We start from the raw sequence: 16,141 nt of genomic DNA, 5'->3' as shown, positions 1-16,141 counted from the left end.
CCTCGAGCTCGAGCTCGAGATCGCGCTAGGCGGGATCGCTGTCGGACGACTCGCCCGACGCAACCGCCGGCTCGTCGTCCGGCCGACGCCCCGTTGCCGCCCCCGGCACGGGTGCCGTCAGGCGCAGGGTCGCGAGCAGGCCGATCGCGAGGAACCCGGCCGCCGTGAACGCCGCGAACCGCGTGGCATCGCTGAAGGCCTGGCGCGCCTCGGCTGCGACCTCGGGCGACTCGGCCTCGAGGCCGGGAATCGCCGAGCCCGCGCTGTCGACGACGGCCGAGACGATGCCGTCGCGGGCCTCGGGCGGCAGGCCCGCGGCGTCGAGCCGGCTGTCGAGGGTGCTGCCGAGCGAGGTGAAGAGCACGGTGCCGAGCACGGCGATGCCGAGCGCCGAGCCGATCTGGCGGGCTGTGGACTGGGTGCCCGAGGCCTGCCCGCTCGCCTGCACCGGCACATCCTGCAGCACCACGCCCGTGAGCTGCGCGGTCGCGAGGCCGACGCCGACGCCGTAGACGAGCAGACCGAGCGCGACCGACCACCAGGGGGTGTCGACGGCGATGACGAGGCCGATGAGGATGAGGCCGATGATCTCGGCGGCGATGCCCGCCCGCACGGTCGCGACCGCCGAGACGCGGCCGCTCAGCGAGCCGCCGACGCCGCTCGCGAGGAAGGAGCCGCCGGCGAGCGCGAGCAAGATGGTTCCGGTCTGCAGGGCGTCGTAGCCGAGCACGTTCTGCAGCCACAGCGGCAGCGAGAGGATAATGCCGAACTCGCCCATCGACACGATGAGCGCGGCGACGTTGCCGTTGCGGAACGAGCCGATGCGCAGCAGCGAGAACGCGAGCATGGTCGATTTGCCCGCACGCTCACGCCGCAGCCCCCACCACACGAACAGGGCCCCCGCGACGAGCGAGATCGCGAACGAGATCGGGATGGGGCTGAGGGCGATCGGCCACTCCCAGTCGCCGAGTTTCAGCCCGTCGGCCGCGAGCCACCAGCCGTAGGTGCGCCCCTCGATGAGGCCGAAGACCAGGAAGGCGCTCGTGACGACCGACAGCAGCGCGCCCGTCCAGTCGATCGATTGCGGATGCTCGTCCTTCGTCGCAACGACGAAGAGCATGAGCCCGACCAGGATGATGATGCCGAGCGGCACGTTGATGCCGAAGGCCCACCGCCACGAGTACGCGGTCGTGAGCCACCCGCCGAGCAGCGGACCGACGGCGGCCATGCCGCCGATCGTCGAGCCCCACACCGCGAAGGCGATGCCGCGCTCGCGGCCCTGGAAGGTCGCGTTGAGCGTCGAGAGTGTCGAGGGCAGGATCATCGCGCCACCGACGCCCTGCACGACGCGGGCCATGATGAGCGCCGAGCCCGAGTCGGCGAACGCCGCCCACACGGAGGCGAGCATGAAGATGACGACACCGATGACGAGCATCCGCCGTCGGCCGAAGCGGTCGCCGAGCGTGCCGAAGACGAGCAGCAGGGCGGCGAAGACGAGCGTGTAGCTCTCTTGCACCCACTGCACCTCGGTCGAGGTGATGCCGAGCTCGTCGACGATCGAGGGCACGGCGACGTTGACGATGGTCGAGTCGACGATGATGAGCGAGACGGCCAGGCTGATGACGAAGAGCCCGATCCAGCGGGTGCGCGATGAGGTCACGCGCTGACGCTACTCCTGTCGCGCGCTCGTGGGTGCTACGCGGTCGTCGCGTCGGTCTCGGCCTGCGCCGCGACCTGCTTGCGCACCTCGTCCATGTCGAGACCCTTGACGGCGGTGATGACCTGCTCGAGCGCGGGCGCGGGCAGGGCCCCGGGCTGCGCGAAGACGAGGATGCCGTCGCGGAACGCCATGAGCGTCGGGATCGACCGGATGTTGGCGGCTGCCGCGAGCGCCTGCTCGGCCTCGGTGTCGACCTTGCCGAAGGTCACGTCGGCGTGCTGCTCGCTCGCCTTCTCGAAGATGGGGGCGAACTGGCGGCAGGGGCCGCACCATTCCGCCCAGAAGTCGACGAGGGTGATGCCCTCGCCCGTCACGGTCTGCTCGAAGTCGGCCGCGGTCAGGTTCACGGTTGCCATAGATCCAGTGTGCCACATGACTTGCATACCCTGGGGGGTATTCTCTCGAGGCGAACAGGGCGCGGGATGCTCGCCGCACCCTGCTGAGCCTCTCCACTATGCCAACGCCCAGCTTTGTGAGAGAACCCACAAGAGCCGCGCGGAGCGCCCGCGCGCCCTTCGTGGGGCGAGTACCACAAACCCCCGCGCGCGGCCCGCGAGTTCTACCGTGACGAGCATGAGCACGATCGAGATGCCGGCACCCGAGACCACCCCCACCGCGACGCCCTCTCCGGAGACGGCGCCGGTCGCCAGTGCGCCCTCCGTCGACGTGGCCGCCCTCGGGCAGCAGCTCATGGGCCGCTGGGCCGACAGCCGGCGCGCGTCGCGCGAGCTCATGCGCGACTCCGCCTTCCACCGCGACCCGAGCCTCGGCATGGCCGAGCACCGCGAGCGCGTGCTCGGGCAGCTGAAGCTGCTCGTCGAGCGCGGCGACGTGCACCGCGCCTTCCCCGCCGAGTTCGGCGGCGACGACGACTTCGGCGGATTCATCGCGAGCTTCGAAGAGCTGCTGCTCGGCGACCCGAGCATGCAGATCAAGTCGGGCGTGCAGTGGGGCCTCTACGCCTCGGCGATCCTGCACCTCGGCACGGCGCCGCACCACGCGGCCTGGCTGCCCGACGCCCTCGACCTCACGACGGCCGGCGCGTTCGCGATGACCGAGACCGGGCACGGCAGCGACGTCTCGGCCGTCGGCACGACCGCGACCTACGACGCGGCGACCGATGAGTGGGTCATCCACACTCCCTTCCGTGCCGCGTGGAAGGACTACCTCGGCAACGCCGCCCTGCACGGTCGCGCCGCCGTGGTGTTCGCCCAGCTCATCACGCGCGGGGTCAACCACGGCGTGCACGCCTTCTATGTTCCGCTCCGCGACGAGACCGGAGCCTTCCTGCCCGGCATCGGCGGCGAGGACGACGGGCTGAAGGGCGGCCTCAACGGCATCGACAACGGCCGTCTGCAGTTCACCCACGTGCGCGTGCCGCGCACCAACCTGCTCAACCGCTACGGCGACGTCGACGAGAACGGCGTCTACACCTCGCCCATCGACAGCCCCGGCCGCCGCTTCTTCACGATGCTCGGCACGCTCGTGCAGGGGCGCGTGTCGCTCGACGGCGCGTGCGTCGTCGCGAGCAAGCTCGCCATGACGATCGCGGTGCGCTACGGCACCGAGCGGCGCCAGTTCGCCGGCGGAAGCGACGACGAAGTCGTGCTGCTCGATTACCAGCGCCACCAGCGCCGGCTGCTGCCGCGCCTCGCGCAGACCTACGCCATGTCGTTCGCCCACGACATCTTCCTCGAGAAGTTCGACGCGGTCTTCTCGGGCCGCACCGACACCGACAGCGACCGGGAAGATCTCGAGACCCTTGCCGCCGCGCTCAAGTCGCTCAGCACGTGGGGCGCGCTCGACATCATCCAGGAGGCGCGCGAGGCCTGCGGCGGCCAGGGCTTCCTCGCCGCCAACCGGCTCACTCAGCTGCGCGCCGATCTCGACATCTACGCCACCTTCGAAGGCGACAACAACGTGCTGCTGCAGCTCGTCGCCAAGCGGCTGCTCACCGACTACTCGCGCACCTTCGCGAAGGCCGACGCCGGCGTCATGGCGCACTACGTCGCCGACCAGGTGAACGAGGCCGTCGTCAACCGCTCGGGCCTGCGCCGCCTGGCGCAGTCGGTGGCCGACTTCGGGTCGACGGCACGCTCGGTGGGCTACGTGCGCGATACCGACTCGCAGCGTCAACTGCTGACCGACCGGGTCGAGTCGATGGTGGCCGAGCTCGCGGGCAAGCTGCGCAGCGCATCCAAGCTGCCGAAGGCCGAGGCCGCCGCCCTCTTCAACCGCCACCAGAACGCCCTCATCGAGACGGCGATGGCGCACGGCGAGCTGCTGCAGTGGGAGGCCTTCACCGACGCGCTCGAGCGGGTCGAGCACGACGGCACGCGCCAGGTGCTCACGTGGCTGCGCGACCTCTTCGGCCTCGGTCTCATCGAGAAGAACCTCGCGTGGTACGTCATCCACGGCCGGCTCAGCGACCACCGCGCCCAGGCGATCACCGACTACATCGATGGTCGCCTCCTGCCGCGCCTGCGCCCGCACGCGCTCGCCCTCACCGAGGCGTTCGAGTTCGCGCCCGAGCACATCCGTGCCGACATCGCGACGGGTGCCGAGCGCGACCGCCAAGAGGAGGCGCGCGCGTACTACGCCGACCAGCGGGCGCGCGGCCTCGCCCCGATCGACGAGAAAGACCTGCTCGCGGCGAAGAAGGCGCGCCGCTGACCGCACGGTGGGCGTAGGGTCGCTCGCATGAGCGATGCGGCGCCCGACCCCACGGCGGGGTTCCGTTTGCACCCCGCCGCGGCGTGGGCCCTGGTGGGGGCGCAGTTCGTGTTCCTGCTCCTGCTCGGCTTCCTGCCCTGGGGCAGCCTGTGGGCGCGTGAGCTCGCCACCCTCGTCATCGGGCTCGGCCTGGTGGCGCTCGGAGTCGGCATCGCGCTCGCGGCGGGCGCGGGCCTCGGGCGCAGCCTGACCGCCAGTCCGATTCCGAAGGCCGACGGGCAGCTCGTCACGACGGGCGTCTTCGGTCTCGTGCGCCACCCGATCTACTCGGGGCTGCTCGTGCTGGGCCTCGGGCTCGTCGTGATCGGTGCCTCCGTGCTGCACCTCCTCGCCTGGGTCGCGCTGCTGAGCGTGCTCATGGCGAAGTCGCGGTTCGAAGAGCGGATGCTCGCCGACCAGTACTCCGCCTACGCGGCGTACGCCGCGCGCGTCGGCCGGCTCGTGCCCGGCGTGGGGCGCATCCGGCGCTGATCGTCGGCGAGCCGCCGCTCACCCGCGGCGAGCCGGAGGTCTCGGCGGGTTAGAGTGCGGCCATGAGCCTCACCGACATCGTCATCCCGCAGCCCGGCGACCCGCGCGGCGGTGAGCTGACCGGCGTGCTCGGGGTTCCCGACGGCCCCGGACCGTTCGTGCCGCTCGTCGTCGTGCACGAGGTGTTCGGCATCGACGAGGCCATGCGCGACCACCTCGAGCGCCTCACGCGCCTCGGCTATCTCGTGCTCATGCCCAACCTGTTCAGCCGCGGCGGCGCGCGCCGCTGCCTGGTCGCCACGTTCCGCGCGCTGCGGTCGGGCACGGGTGCGGCCTTCGACGACATCGAGGCGGCGCGCCAGCACCTGCTCGCCCGCGACGACGGCAAGGAACACGTGGGCGTCATCGGCTTCTGCATGGGCGGAGGCTTCGCGCTGCTGCTCGCGGGGCAGGGCGGGTATGGCGCAGCATCCATCAATTACGGGATGCTGCCCGCCGACCTCGACGCGACCCTCGACGGTGCCTGCCCCGTCGTCGGCACCTTCGGCGGTCGCGATCGCACGCTGCCCGGCGCGGCCGAGAAACTGGAGGCCGCCCTCGTCGCCCGCGGCATCGAGCACGACGTGGTCGAGTACCCCGAGGCCGGGCACGCGTTCCTCAACGCCCACCCCGCGGGCTCGACGCTCACGCGCGTGATGATGAAGCCCATGATGGGCGCGGGTCATCGGCCTGTCGAGGCCGAGGACGCGTGGCAGCGCATCGACGGGTTCTTACGCCGCACGCTCGTCTAGCTCGCTACTTGTTGGTGACGTTCGTCACGGCGTCGGAATTCTGCGAGCGACCGCTCGAGGCCTTCTTGTCGGCCTTCGCGACGCGCTTCTCCTTCAGCGTCTTCGCCGCCGCCGTCTTCGGGGTGTTCTTGCGTGCGGATTTCTCGCCCATGGGGCTCTCCTTACATTGGGGAGCCGGAACGGGCCCTAAAGCCGAGGGTACGCCGAGCACGACGTCGACGCACTCGAGTGGACGCCGAGCGCTGTGCTGATTGCGCTCGGCTAGAGGCCGAGCGCTGCGCGCACGGCGTCGTCGCTGGGCTCGACGAGGTGCGAGCCGTCGGGGAAGACGACGACGGGAATGTTCGTGCGGCCGCTGATGGCCTGCGCCTGCGCGGCGGCCTCGGCCGAGGCCTCGACGTCGACCTTGGCCCACTCGACCCCGAGGTCGGTGAGCAGGGCTTCGGTGCGACGGCAGTCGCGGCACCAGTCGGCGCCGTACATCGTGATGGTGCCGGCGGCGGGAGCAAGAGAGTCGGTCATGCCTCAAGCCAACCACGATGGCGCCTGCGTTGTTCCCGAACGACTCCTGTCGAGCATCCCGTGCCGTCTCTAGACTGACCGCATGAGCGCGCCCACTCCGCATGACACGACCGCGCAACTGACCGACACCACCGCTCCCGCCCGCACGCCGCTCGACGTGGAGTCGGAGGCCTTCGCCGTCGCGATCGCCGTCGCCATCGTCAACGCGGTCGTCGGCGGCGTGCTGTTCGCCGGCACGAACCCGCCGATCTGGGGCGGCATCTCGCTCGGAGTCGCCTCGGCCGGGTCGATCCTCATCGCCGGCGTCATCGTGGCCTACGTCGGCTACTGGCGCAGCCGCTCGGTCGCCGGCCAGCAGTGGCGGCTCGAGCTGAAGTCGTGGAAGTTCATCGTCGACGCCACCTCGGTCGCGCTCGTGCACGCGGTGCTCGCGGTGCTCGCCTCGATCGCGACCTTCTTGCTGCTGCAGCGCAGCTTCCAGGGCGTGACGCTGGATGCTCCCTTCACGACGATCGCCATGGCGACGGTCACGGCGCTCGCCGCATACTGGATCTACCTCTCGGTCTCGTCGATCACGACGCCCAAGCTCTCGAGCCTGCTCGTGCTCTTCATGACGTTCGGCACGATCACGGCCATGGCGACCGCGAGCGATCCGGCCTGGTGGGAGTACCACTTCAGCCAGCTCGGCACGTTCGGCGACCGGTCGAGCGCTCTGTTCAACCTGACGCTCATCATCGCCGGCTTCCTGGTGACGACCTTCGCGCTCTACCTGCAGCGCGACCTGCAGCTGCTCGTCGACCGCGGCGTGCTGGTCAAGCCCTCGGCGCCCCGCACGGTCTCGATCATCTTCGTGATCATGGGCGTCATGCTGTCGTGCGTCGGCATCTTCCCGCTCACCGTCAGCATCCTGCTGCACAACCTGTCGGCCTCGGGCATGGCGGTCACGTTCCTCGTGCTGCTGTTCGCGTCGCCGTGGCTGCTGAAGGGTCTGCCGCGGAGGTTCTTCCTGGTGAGCTTCGGGTTCGCCGCGGCGCTCATCATCGGCGCGGTGCTGTTCTATCCCGTGCAGTACTACAACCTCACGGCGTTCGAGCTCGTCGCCTTCGCGATCATCTTCGCCTGGATCGCCGTCTTCATCCGCTACATCAGCGCGCTCACCGACCAGACGGCTCCGGATGCTGCGCCGACGCCCGCGGCAGCCGCCGCGTGAGCGGCTCGGCGCTCGGCAGCTTCGGCGATCCGGCCACCACGGCCGCCCACTACGCCGCGAAGCTCGCGGTCGAGACGGACGCCTCCGACGTGTGGGCCGCGCGGCAGGCCGGCGAGGTCTTCCACCTCGTCGACGTGCGCGGGCAGGCCGCGTGGGATCAGGGGCATGCGGGCGGGGCGCTGCACATCCCGCGGCAGCAGCTGGTCGAGCGGGTCGCCGAGCTCGGCGAGGGCATCCCCGTCGTCGTGTACTGCTGGTCGCCCGGCTGCAACGGCGGAGCGAAGGCCGCCCTCGAGCTCGCGCGCCTCGGCGTGCCGGTGAAAGAGATGATCGGCGGCTTCGAGTACTGGGCGCGTGAGGGCTACCCGGTCGAGGATTCCCGGGGCGCCGTCGTGCGCCCGATCGACCCGCTTACGAACGTCACGGGCTGAGCGGGCGTACCATTTCGAGTTCTGGGCCGATGGGGCCCGTGAACCGCGCGCCGCTTTCGACAAACCCGCACCGGCGGTAGGCCGCCTGCGCGCGAAGGTTGTCGACGTGCACGTCGAGCGTGAGCTCGGAGAATCCGTGCTGGTGGGCCCACTCTGCGATCGCGTCAAGCAGCTGGTCGATCACGCGAGCACCGCGAGCATCCGGATGCACGTACACGCCGACAACATCGACGCGCGCCGTGCTGACCGGGCGATCGAGGTGGTCGAGCGAGCCCGCGACGCGCGAAAGGCCCGTGGCTGTTCCGACCCATGTCTTGCCGCGCAGGACGATGAACTGTGCCGCTCCATCCCCGCGCGATGCTCCGGCCGTGCGCGCCTGCCAGAACGCGTCGCCGCGACTCTCTGCGTCGTCGAGGTCATCCAGAAATGCAATCGCGGCGTCGGGGTCACGAAGCGCGGTCAGCCGAAGCACGCGCACCTGCTGCCACTCGTGCGGTTGCACGCGGCGCACGACGGTCTCCATCGCGCCACCCTAGCGAGCGGCAGCTAATTGCCGAGCAGCGCGGCGACCCCGACGGTCAGCAGTGGCGCGACGATGAGCGCCGGCAGCATGTCGGCCACGGCGACCGCGCGCAGGTTGAGCAGGCGCAGGCCGACGCCCAGCAGCAGCACCCCGCCCGTCGCCGTGAGGGCCGCGATGGCCGCGCCCGACATGACCGAGCCGAGCGCGAAGGCCAGCACCGTCAGCAGGCCCTGCCAGATGCCGACGGGGATCGCCGAGAACGCGACACCCCACCCGAGCGAGGCGGCGAAGGCGATCGACGCGAAGCCGTCGAGCGTCGACTTGAGGGCCAACTGGTCGATGCCCTGACCCGTGCCGTCTTGGAACGCTCCGAGAATGGCGAGCGGCCCGATCGCGAACACGAGCGACGCGTCGACGAAGCCGCTGATGAACTTCTCGCGCGGGCTGATCGCGAGGCGAGCATCCACGAGGCTGTCGGTCAACGGCTCGGTCTCGGTGCCGGATGCTGCGCCGCGGCCGCGCCGCGTCAGCCGGTCTTGCAGCCAGCCCCCGAAGCTCTCGAGCCGCCGCTCGATGCCGGCGAGCGACCCGACGATGCTGCCGATGAGCAGGGCGCCGATGACGACGAGGAAGGTGCCGCCGGCGCCGACCGCTCCGACGAAGTCGCTGTCGGTGAGCGAGACGAGGTTGAGGCCGCCGAGCACGATGGTGATGAGGCCGAGGGCGTCGGTGACGACGCGGTTGGTGCGCTCGGGCAGACGGTTGCCGATGAGCACGCCGATGGCGGTTCCGACGACGATCGTCGTGACATTGAGCAGGGTGCCGAGGCCGACGATCACCGGTCAAGGCTAATCGGCCGCGAACGTGCCGCTGCACGCGCGAGCGTGCTCAGTCGCGCGGTGGCGTCACTGTGCCGCGTCGGGCGAGGTGCAGGGCGAGCGCTCCGCCCAGCAGCACCGCGAGCGCGGCGACGGCGGCGGGCGGGCCGAGGGGTGACGGGCCGGTCGCGGCGAGCATCCCGCAGGCGACCGTGGCGGCGTCGCGCACGGTGACCGTCACCGCTGTCGGGTGCTCGCCGCCGAACTCGTCGGTGACGATGATCGGGATGCTCTGCTCGCCCGGCGCGGTGAGCGAACCCGCGATGCTGAAGGCGCCCCCGTCGAGCACCGAGCCAGCGTCGAGGGTGACGCCCGCGGGCGCCCCGGGGCCGAGCGCGGCCCCGCTCGCGTTCCAGGGCAGATTGAAGTCGTAGGTGAACGACCCGCTGAACGCGTCACCAGGGCACACCTCGATCGCCGCAGCCTGCACGGCGGCGACGGAGAACAGCGGGCTGCACCCGGTGAGAGGGCACAGCTCGATGAACAGGCGTGCTTGGTAGTTGGCCGAACGATCGCTTCTGAGGTTGACGATGAGTTCGTGATTGGCTGGCTCGAGGTCGTCGACCAGCGTGCACGTCAGTTCGCCCTCGCCCGCGGCCGGAACGAACCGAGTGAACTCGCACTCGGCGGCGAAGCCGAACTCGCGCGTCGACCTGCTGTTCGCCACCACGCCCAGACCCTCGGGATACGGCGGGAAGGTGAAGGGAACAGCGAAGTACGGTCGGCCGAGAGAGTCGCCCTGCGTCGGATCCATCCAGGCCGTGCCGACGGCGAAGGTCAGGTCGGTGACGGCCTCCGCCGCGGCGGTCTGGGTGTGGTCGGCGGGCGCAGCGATCGCGGCACCCGGCGCAGCGACGCTGAGCAGCACGCTGACGGCGAGAAGAACGCGAGCGCTTCTCGTTCTCGACCTCATGCCCCCAGTGTGCCGGATCGGGGCGGACTCGCCCAAGCCCCTGGTCCTCGGCCGGTCGCGATAGTGTCCCGTCACACACACCGTTGAACGAAGGGCAACCACTCATGGCCATCGTGTGCCGCACCGGCTCGGTCACCCGCGCCGACCAGACCCACACCCCGCTCGAGCTGCCGCTGGCCGACCCGCTCGGCGTCGACATCGCGACCACCTACCTCGAGGTGTTCTCCGGCACGGCGAGCTCGCTCGACGTCGGCATCTGGGAGACCGACCCGGGTCGCTCGCGGTGGCAGTTCACCGACAGCGGCGAGGTCATCTATGTCATCTCGGGCCGCATGACGGTGACCGAAGACGGCAAGGAGCCCCAGCAGATTCAGCCGGGCGACCTCGTGATCTTCCCGGTCGGTTGGCAGGGCTTCTGGGAGGTCACCGAGCCGCTGAAGAAGGTCTACGTCATCTTCGAATAGGGGATGCGGCGCCGCGGTCGTCCGTCGGCCGTCGGCTCACCCGACCGCGCGCGTGACCAGCTCGGTGATGCGCGTCTTCTCGGCCGCGCCGATCTCGGTGACGGCGAACGATGCCGGCCACATGGCGCCGTCGTCGAGCTGCGCGGTGTCGTTGAAGCCGAGCGTCGTGTAGCGGGTGTCGAACTTGCTGGCCGGCTGCACGAAGCACAGCACTTTGCCGTCGAGCGCGTAGGCGGGCATGCCGTACCAGGTGCGCGGAGCCAGCTGCGGAGCCGCGGCCATGATCACATCGTGCAGCGTCGTGGCGAGCGCGCGATCGCCCTCGTCAGGAAGCTTTGCGATCGCCTCGAGCAGGTCGTTGAGCTCGGCCTCGGCCTTCGCCGCGCCCTTGGCCCGCTTCGCCTGAGCGCGCAGCTCGGCGGCGCGCTCCTTCATCGCGGCGCGCTCGTCCGCGGTGAACCCGTCGTTGCCGGTGGATGCGCGGCTCTTCTCGCTCATGCGCCCCAGGGTAGACCTCTGAGCGCTTGACGGGACACGGGTCGCAACAGACACATCGGTTGACATGTGAGTGGTGGGAGTCAGTAGGTGGATTCTGAAATCGCCTGCAACAAATCCTCCAGCAAGCCGGTCACTTCACCATCCGGAGAGCCAACCAGCATCACCCGGTCGAGTAGCAGGTTGAAGCCATCGCACGAAGTCTCTGACGTAAGCAGGCACGAGTGGCAAGCGGCAATGTTCAATCCGTCGAGGTTCTGCGGTTGAGACTCACTGCAGACAGGATCGTTTGAACACCAACTCAGCTGTTCCGCCGCACGGGCGAGGCTGCTCCCGAGGCGATCAAGCTCTCCTTCGCGGACGAGTCCGCCCAGCGTGCCTTCGGGATCACTCGACGTTGTATAGATGAATACACCGTAGTCTCCTGACGCCTCACAGTAGATCCGCTCATGCAGAGACGCAGCGGGATAGCCCGAAGAGAATGCGAACTCACGGAGAAGGGCATGGGCGAAAGAATGCAGGGCCACGTACCCAATTGAGAATGGGTGAAGCCGCTTAGAGAACCCCGACGCATCGAACTTCGCCGACAGTAGAGTTGACCGCGCCTGAGCGCCTGGGGTGCTGGCCCACGTGTCTAACGCGGCCGCGTTGAACCGGAGGAAGACCCCCTCGCCGAAACCTTCATAGGCAGGTAGCCATTTTGCTTCGGATCCGTCGTGGGTTACCGCGTCAATCAGGTCAGAGTCTGGCCGGTAACGCTTGAAGCCGAGGCTTGCGCGTACCTCTCGTAGTCGATCGACCAGGATGATGCTGTCAATCAGTTCAGCCAAGGCCCTCTCAACTACGTCAACAGACTCCTGGTCGAAGCTTTGCGCTCGAGTCTTGAAGTTCTCTTCATCAGCGTCATCATTCTCGGCCGCGCGGAACGCAGCGAACTCCTCGCCCAAGATCGCGCTTCTGACCGGCAAACCGTCTTCATCGCCACCCAGATCCCGGCGGACGACGCTGAGTACCAAGTCGACTGAGACGTCAAGCTCATCGGCGATGCGTTGTGCCATCTGAGACGCAAAGGGATCATCTGGTGGCGTACTTCTCAGGGCAAGGTAGAACGTGTTCGTACGTATCCTGTCTTCAACGTCAAGGGTCGACGCCGATACGTCGGGGATATCGATTGCGGCCTCGGTTTCCGCATAGTGGAAGCTAGTGGCTCCGCGCTGCAGGACCTCGAGTGGGCTCTCGCAGGTCCTCCATGTCGACTCCCAGGGTTGGGTCCCGTGACACGAGAGCCCCTCGCGAAGGAGTACGTCTCCGCGCAGATCGCCCAGCGTCCTTCGGCTTCTGCATGCATCGCACGCGATTTCGAGGCCAGAAAGGCCGGGAGACCCGCCTTCGATCGGGCGGAATCTCAAGGAACCGGTTTCTTTGCACTCGACGGTCGCTCCCGGAGCCCGATGGAGCCACTCGGGCCATGGCACGTCAGCTGAGTGACTGCGTTCCCGACAAGCCACCACGAAACGCATCGGGACAAGGCGACCGGAATCGCTTGGACATTCTGGGGCCGTTCCACTCTCGAGTTTGTTGGTCCACCGAATCATCCGTCGACAGGTCTGACAGAAGAGCCACGCGGGGTACCTAATCACAGGAATGCTCAGTGCATTCGAGTTCTCGATGCCATCGGCTGATGGGGGGGCGTAGAACCGTTGAACGCCGAGTCGTGACGAAAGCCGAAGACAGTCAACGGGCTCAAGCAGGGTTCGCTTCGGCCACTTGTCAGCCGTCAACGTCATGAATGACTCGCCGAGGATATCGACCACTGCACCCGGCCCGAACGGCGCAATCAACTTGGCTACACCGAGCTGAAGGATTCTCTTGCTCACGCTTTCTCTCCTCGGGGGCGAAGACGCACTCCGCGTTCAACTGACCGCATGGAGTGCATGGTTGGCCACCCTTGGCCGCTGTCGCCGAAGGTCTTCAGTAGACGATCATCCGTGTTCTTGGATCCCTGGTACTTGAGGTCCCCAGCACTGCTCTTGGCGCGGGTGCTCCAATCAGCTACTGCTCGGCGAAGCTCGAGTTCGATTGTTGGCGCTTCGCGCTTGTCTGCGAGACGAATGTGATCCATCAGCATGCCGATCGCCTTCTGAACGAACACAGATGTCTCCTCGAACGCAGCTGCATCGTCGTTCTTGCTGTATCCAGCCGCGTGACGAATCAAGATCACGAGCGCTGCCCGCAGTGCGCGTTGGCGTGCCTGGAAAGCCCACGGGGTCACCGAGGTCGGCTCCACGAACCTGTAGAAGGAATCGTGGAAGGTGCGGAAGCCCTCGAATGTGGATCGATCACGCGCCTTTCCGGAGCGATACAGCGTCAAGATGATCCCGGGCACTCCCGCTCGTCCGACACGGCTTGTGGCCTGGATGTACTCCGCCGTTGTCTTGGGTTGACCGTTGACCAGCATGAGCCCGAGTCGGTCAATGTCGATTCCGACCGAAAGGATATTGGTGGCTGCGATCGCGTCGATGACTTCAGCGGAGCCTTCCGAAATGCTGAGCCGCTCAAGGATCTTGACGAGCTCGTGGGAATCGACGTTGCTAGTGAGTTCCTCGATGCCCTCGGTTCCGATGCTTCGACCGTCAGGGTTCGATGACTCTTCCCGCTCCAACATCGTTCGAACGTCATCGCGGAGGATCGTAATTGTCCGACCGAGTTCGCGGAGGCTGTTGTGATATGCCACCAGCGTCCAGTAGGCGTCTCGTTCAGCCTTCGACAAGGACGGAATCGCGGTGGGGGCCGCTAGGAGTCTGCCAGCGGTTTGACCGATTGCCCAAGCTGGAGCGAATGCCTGAGGCAAGATGCCGACGTAGAGACGTCCGGGTCCCTCCTTGTCGAGTTCCGCGAAGTAGTTGTCGTCAGCGTCCAGGCCACTCGGCGGAAAGACCTCCACTTTGGAGGCCATCAGCCCGCGAACCTGCTCGTTTGCCGATCGGATGGTTGCGGTTGAAGCCACGATCTTGGGAGAAGTCCCGCGCCATTTGAGTAGTGATTGAATCGCCGCCTCGTAGATCCCGACGATTGTGCCTAGCGGCCCGGATATCAGGTGGAGCTCGTCTTGGATGACGAGTGACGGCGGGTTGAAGGTCGAGCCACTGACCCCGAAAATCGACCCCCCACTGGGAATCCAGGCTAGGCGCGCGAACTTGTCCACTGTCGCGACCACGATGGTTGGGGGCGACTTGAAGATTGCCTCGTCCACGACTTGCATCGGCAGACCGGCATGGAATGCACACTGGTTGTTGACGCAGTTGATCGTGAAGCTCCTGGATGTCGCTCGGAATCCGTAGGCATCATCCCGCTGCGATTTCCGCTCGGGCATGAGCTGCGTCTCGCACCATGGGCAAGCGCGTACCTGAAACGGATTCTGTGGGCTGAGTTGTCCTCGCACCTCTGCCAACAAGCCCTCTGCGGCCTTGAAGTCATTCGGAGTTGTCGTTCCTCCTAGCAACAGGCCGACGCTGAAGTGCGGCGTGGATGAGGGCAAGGTGCCGTCGCCTCGCAACAACTCAAGAGCGCAGATGAGCCGCGCCGTTCGTTGGAATTGTTGGGCCGTAAGCAGACGCATCGTGTAGCGAGTGATGACAGCGGTGCCGCCGCCAGCCGGTCCGTCCTGCAGGCGGCGTCGGATCATTTCGAACGCTGCGAGGCCGAGGTAGGCCTCAGTCTTCCCGCCACCCGTTGGGAACCAGATGAGGTCAACAAGATCGCGGTCGTCATGGTCGTCCCTAGCGGTTGAGGCCAAGGCCATGAGGATGAAGGCCAGCTGGAATGGCCGCCAAGAGGGTTCCTTTTCGGACGGCACCGCCGTGCCCCGCGTGCTCTGCAGCCTCATGGCCATGTTTGCCAATTGAAACGCCTCGCGAACCGTTGGATCGCTCCCGAGCAGAAGGACGCCTTCACGCATTCGCCTGGTTGCCTGATCCATCCGGCCGACAAGACCAAGGGCCACCTCGCGGTACTTGCCCGCCGCCTCCCCCTCCGCCCGCCTATCGGATACCCATCGCTCGTATTCCGAAATGAAACCGGAAAGCCCGTCTGTCAGAACGGCCGGCGGCATTTTCCGGTCTGCAAGCCATGCCATTCTCAGCGCATCACCCGATGCTTCTCGAGGCTTGACTCGCGGCACAGCCTCAGAAGGCAGGGAGTCTGTAGAGATCTGCGTCACAGGCAGGCTCTCTGGCCAGGTGGCAGCGACACCGTGTCCGATTGCGTAGCTCAGGTGGTTGCGAAAGCGGTACTCGAGTTCGCGATCCTCCGGCGTGGCATTCACCACTACATCTCCTGGGTAAGGCTGGATCACCCCGCCGACAGACTCAACATCGAATCCGCATTGGAAGAGCACGCTTTCCACTTCTTTCTTTGCGCGACCGAGCGGAACCTGCACTGCGTTCGAGAGTGAAACCGTCACGATCTCAGCGAATTTGCCCGGCCTTGACCGCCACTGCAGCCTCGCGCGGCCTCCCCAGATGTCCTCCTGCCCACTGGTTGACGCCGCGATGATGACAGACTGCTCCCCGAACGCCACTCGGCGCCACAGGCCCTCTCCAGTGCCCGGAGCCTGGTCGTCTCGCTCGAGCTGCCGTTCGTACGCAGCGCCTTTGACGCTGACGACGAGCTCGGGGGCGTCATGCATGAAGGACAAGCCCATGGAGGACGGCGTCCACCCGGAGGCCGCGGTCAGGTTGCCGATGTCATCCTGGTCGTGATCGCCGTCGTCGGGGAACCCCTGATCGGCCTCGCCTGCGAGCACGAATTCATTAGGACTTAGGTCCTCGTCAAGTGTCTCTAGAGGGAGGCCTTCCCCCACCTCAGTCGGGAAGAGCATTCCCGTCAAGTACGCGTATACCGGGTTTGACGCAACTTCTTCGTCGTCTCCACTCCGCGGACCGACGAAGTTTTTGCGGAGGTACTCAACGAAAGCTTCTTGACCGTCGGA

The 16,141-nt window shown here is 67.3% G+C and carries 16 protein-coding genes; 6 read left to right on the top strand and 10 right to left on the bottom strand.

Annotated elements, in window-relative coordinates; translation table 11 throughout:
* Positions 1-25: 25 nt before the first annotated feature.
* Both ACTIE9_RS04960 and trxA read right to left on the bottom strand, forming a co-directional pair.
* Positions 26-1,660: a DHA2 family efflux MFS transporter permease subunit gene (locus ACTIE9_RS04960; protein ID WP_439564468.1), complete on the bottom strand. Its 1,635-nt coding sequence runs from the start codon at positions 1,658-1,660 to the stop codon at positions 26-28.
* A 35-nt stretch (positions 1,661-1,695) separates the two neighbouring features.
* Positions 1,696-2,076 (bottom strand): thioredoxin, encoded by a 381-nt coding sequence (gene trxA, locus ACTIE9_RS04955; RefSeq protein ID WP_439564467.1) that lies wholly within the window; start codon positions 2,074-2,076, stop codon positions 1,696-1,698.
* 217 nt (positions 2,077-2,293) lie between these two features.
* Here trxA and ACTIE9_RS04950 point away from each other — a divergent pair, with 217 nt between their 5' ends.
* From ACTIE9_RS04950 to ACTIE9_RS04940, 3 genes are all read left to right on the top strand, one after another.
* Positions 2,294-4,393, top strand: coding sequence for an acyl-CoA dehydrogenase family protein (locus ACTIE9_RS04950; RefSeq protein ID WP_439564466.1), 2,100 nt, complete (start codon positions 2,294-2,296; stop codon positions 4,391-4,393).
* Positions 4,394-4,420: 27 nt separating this feature from the next.
* Entirely contained in the window at positions 4,421-4,924 is a 504-nt protein-coding gene (locus tag ACTIE9_RS04945; RefSeq protein WP_439564465.1) for a methyltransferase family protein, read from the top strand.
* 62 nt (positions 4,925-4,986) lie between these two features.
* The gene (locus ACTIE9_RS04940; protein WP_439564464.1) at positions 4,987-5,715 is read left to right on the top strand and encodes a dienelactone hydrolase family protein; all 729 of its coding nucleotides are present in this window, start codon (positions 4,987-4,989) and stop codon (positions 5,713-5,715) included.
* 4 nt (positions 5,716-5,719) lie between these two features.
* Here ACTIE9_RS04940 and ACTIE9_RS04935 read toward each other — a convergent pair whose 3' ends face one another.
* Together ACTIE9_RS04935 and ACTIE9_RS04930 are read right to left on the bottom strand one after the other, a co-directional pair.
* Positions 5,720-5,866: a hypothetical protein gene (locus tag ACTIE9_RS04935; protein ID WP_439564463.1), complete on the bottom strand. Its 147-nt coding sequence runs from the start codon at positions 5,864-5,866 to the stop codon at positions 5,720-5,722.
* Positions 5,867-5,976: 110 nt separating this feature from the next.
* Entirely contained in the window at positions 5,977-6,237 is a 261-nt protein-coding gene (locus ACTIE9_RS04930; RefSeq protein WP_439564462.1) for a glutaredoxin family protein, read from the bottom strand.
* Positions 6,238-6,319: 82 nt separating this feature from the next.
* On the opposite strand from ACTIE9_RS04930, the gene ACTIE9_RS04925 reads away from it, so the two are divergent.
* On the top strand, positions 6,320-7,447 hold the full coding sequence (locus tag ACTIE9_RS04925; protein WP_439564461.1) for a DUF998 domain-containing protein: 1,128 nt from the start codon (positions 6,320-6,322) through the stop codon (positions 7,445-7,447).
* Entirely contained in the window at positions 7,444-7,878 is a 435-nt protein-coding gene (locus ACTIE9_RS04920) for a rhodanese-like domain-containing protein (protein ID WP_439564460.1), read from the top strand. Before ACTIE9_RS04925 ends, ACTIE9_RS04920 begins: the two co-directional genes overlap by 4 nt.
* Here ACTIE9_RS04920 and ACTIE9_RS04915 read toward each other — a convergent pair.
* From ACTIE9_RS04915 to ACTIE9_RS04905, 3 genes are read right to left on the bottom strand one after another with little or no spacing between them, the layout of a single operon-like run.
* Positions 7,868-8,401, bottom strand: coding sequence for a GNAT family N-acetyltransferase (locus ACTIE9_RS04915; RefSeq protein ID WP_439564459.1), 534 nt, complete (start codon positions 8,399-8,401; stop codon positions 7,868-7,870). The two genes, ACTIE9_RS04920 and ACTIE9_RS04915, sit on opposite strands and share 11 nt — an antisense overlap.
* A gap of 23 nt (positions 8,402-8,424) precedes the next feature.
* Positions 8,425-9,240 carry a DUF554 domain-containing protein gene (locus tag ACTIE9_RS04910; protein WP_439564458.1) on the bottom strand — a complete coding sequence of 272 codons (816 nt, stop codon included), beginning with the start codon at positions 9,238-9,240 and terminating at the stop codon, positions 8,425-8,427.
* A gap of 49 nt (positions 9,241-9,289) precedes the next feature.
* Positions 9,290-10,192: a hypothetical protein gene (locus ACTIE9_RS04905; RefSeq protein WP_439564457.1), complete on the bottom strand. Its 903-nt coding sequence runs from the start codon at positions 10,190-10,192 to the stop codon at positions 9,290-9,292.
* 104 nt (positions 10,193-10,296) lie between these two features.
* Here ACTIE9_RS04905 and ACTIE9_RS04900 point away from each other — a divergent pair, with 104 nt between their 5' ends.
* Positions 10,297-10,656 (top strand): cupin domain-containing protein, encoded by a 360-nt coding sequence (locus ACTIE9_RS04900; RefSeq protein ID WP_439564456.1) that lies wholly within the window; start codon positions 10,297-10,299, stop codon positions 10,654-10,656.
* Between the two features lie 36 nt (positions 10,657-10,692).
* Here the strand turns inward: ACTIE9_RS04900 and ACTIE9_RS04895 are convergent, their stop codons facing one another.
* From ACTIE9_RS04895 to ACTIE9_RS04885, 3 genes are all read right to left on the bottom strand, one after another.
* Positions 10,693-11,154: an iron chaperone gene (locus ACTIE9_RS04895; protein WP_439564455.1), complete on the bottom strand. Its 462-nt coding sequence runs from the start codon at positions 11,152-11,154 to the stop codon at positions 10,693-10,695.
* A gap of 80 nt (positions 11,155-11,234) precedes the next feature.
* The gene (drmB, locus tag ACTIE9_RS04890) at positions 11,235-13,028 is read right to left on the bottom strand and encodes a DrmB family protein (protein ID WP_439564454.1); all 1,794 of its coding nucleotides are present in this window, start codon (positions 13,026-13,028) and stop codon (positions 11,235-11,237) included.
* A complete protein-coding gene (locus ACTIE9_RS04885; RefSeq protein ID WP_439564453.1) occupies positions 13,025-15,955 on the bottom strand; it encodes a helicase-related protein in 2,931 nt (976 codons plus the stop codon). Before ACTIE9_RS04885 ends, drmB begins: the two co-directional genes overlap by 4 nt.
* Between the last annotated feature and the right edge of the window lie 186 nt (positions 15,956-16,141).

The organism is Microcella sp. (assembly GCF_051860105.1).
Lineage (GTDB): Bacteria > Actinomycetota > Actinomycetes > Actinomycetales > Microbacteriaceae > Microcella.
This window is presented reverse-complemented; position numbering and strand designations above follow the sequence as displayed.

Excerpts from the sequence above, each read along its gene's own strand:
- ACTIE9_RS04925 (WP_439564461.1), top strand. The coding sequence starts at position 6,320 with ATGAGCGCGCCCACTCCGCATGACACGACCGCGCAACTGACCGACACC.
- ACTIE9_RS04935 (WP_439564463.1), bottom strand. The coding sequence starts at position 5,866 with ATGGGCGAGAAATCCGCACGCAAGAACACCCCGAAGACGGCGGCGGCG.
- ACTIE9_RS04900 (WP_439564456.1), top strand. The coding sequence starts at position 10,297 with ATGGCCATCGTGTGCCGCACCGGCTCGGTCACCCGCGCCGACCAGACC.
- ACTIE9_RS04895 (WP_439564455.1), bottom strand. The coding sequence starts at position 11,154 with ATGAGCGAGAAGAGCCGCGCATCCACCGGCAACGACGGGTTCACCGCG.
- ACTIE9_RS04945 (WP_439564465.1), top strand. The coding sequence starts at position 4,421 with ATGAGCGATGCGGCGCCCGACCCCACGGCGGGGTTCCGTTTGCACCCC.
- trxA (WP_439564467.1), bottom strand. The coding sequence starts at position 2,076 with ATGGCAACCGTGAACCTGACCGCGGCCGACTTCGAGCAGACCGTGACG.
- ACTIE9_RS04915 (WP_439564459.1), bottom strand. The coding sequence starts at position 8,401 with ATGGAGACCGTCGTGCGCCGCGTGCAACCGCACGAGTGGCAGCAGGTG.
- ACTIE9_RS04950 (WP_439564466.1), top strand. The coding sequence starts at position 2,294 with ATGAGCACGATCGAGATGCCGGCACCCGAGACCACCCCCACCGCGACG.
- ACTIE9_RS04940 (WP_439564464.1), top strand. The coding sequence starts at position 4,987 with ATGAGCCTCACCGACATCGTCATCCCGCAGCCCGGCGACCCGCGCGGC.
- ACTIE9_RS04930 (WP_439564462.1), bottom strand. The coding sequence starts at position 6,237 with ATGACCGACTCTCTTGCTCCCGCCGCCGGCACCATCACGATGTACGGC.
- ACTIE9_RS04905 (WP_439564457.1), bottom strand. The coding sequence starts at position 10,192 with ATGAGGTCGAGAACGAGAAGCGCTCGCGTTCTTCTCGCCGTCAGCGTG.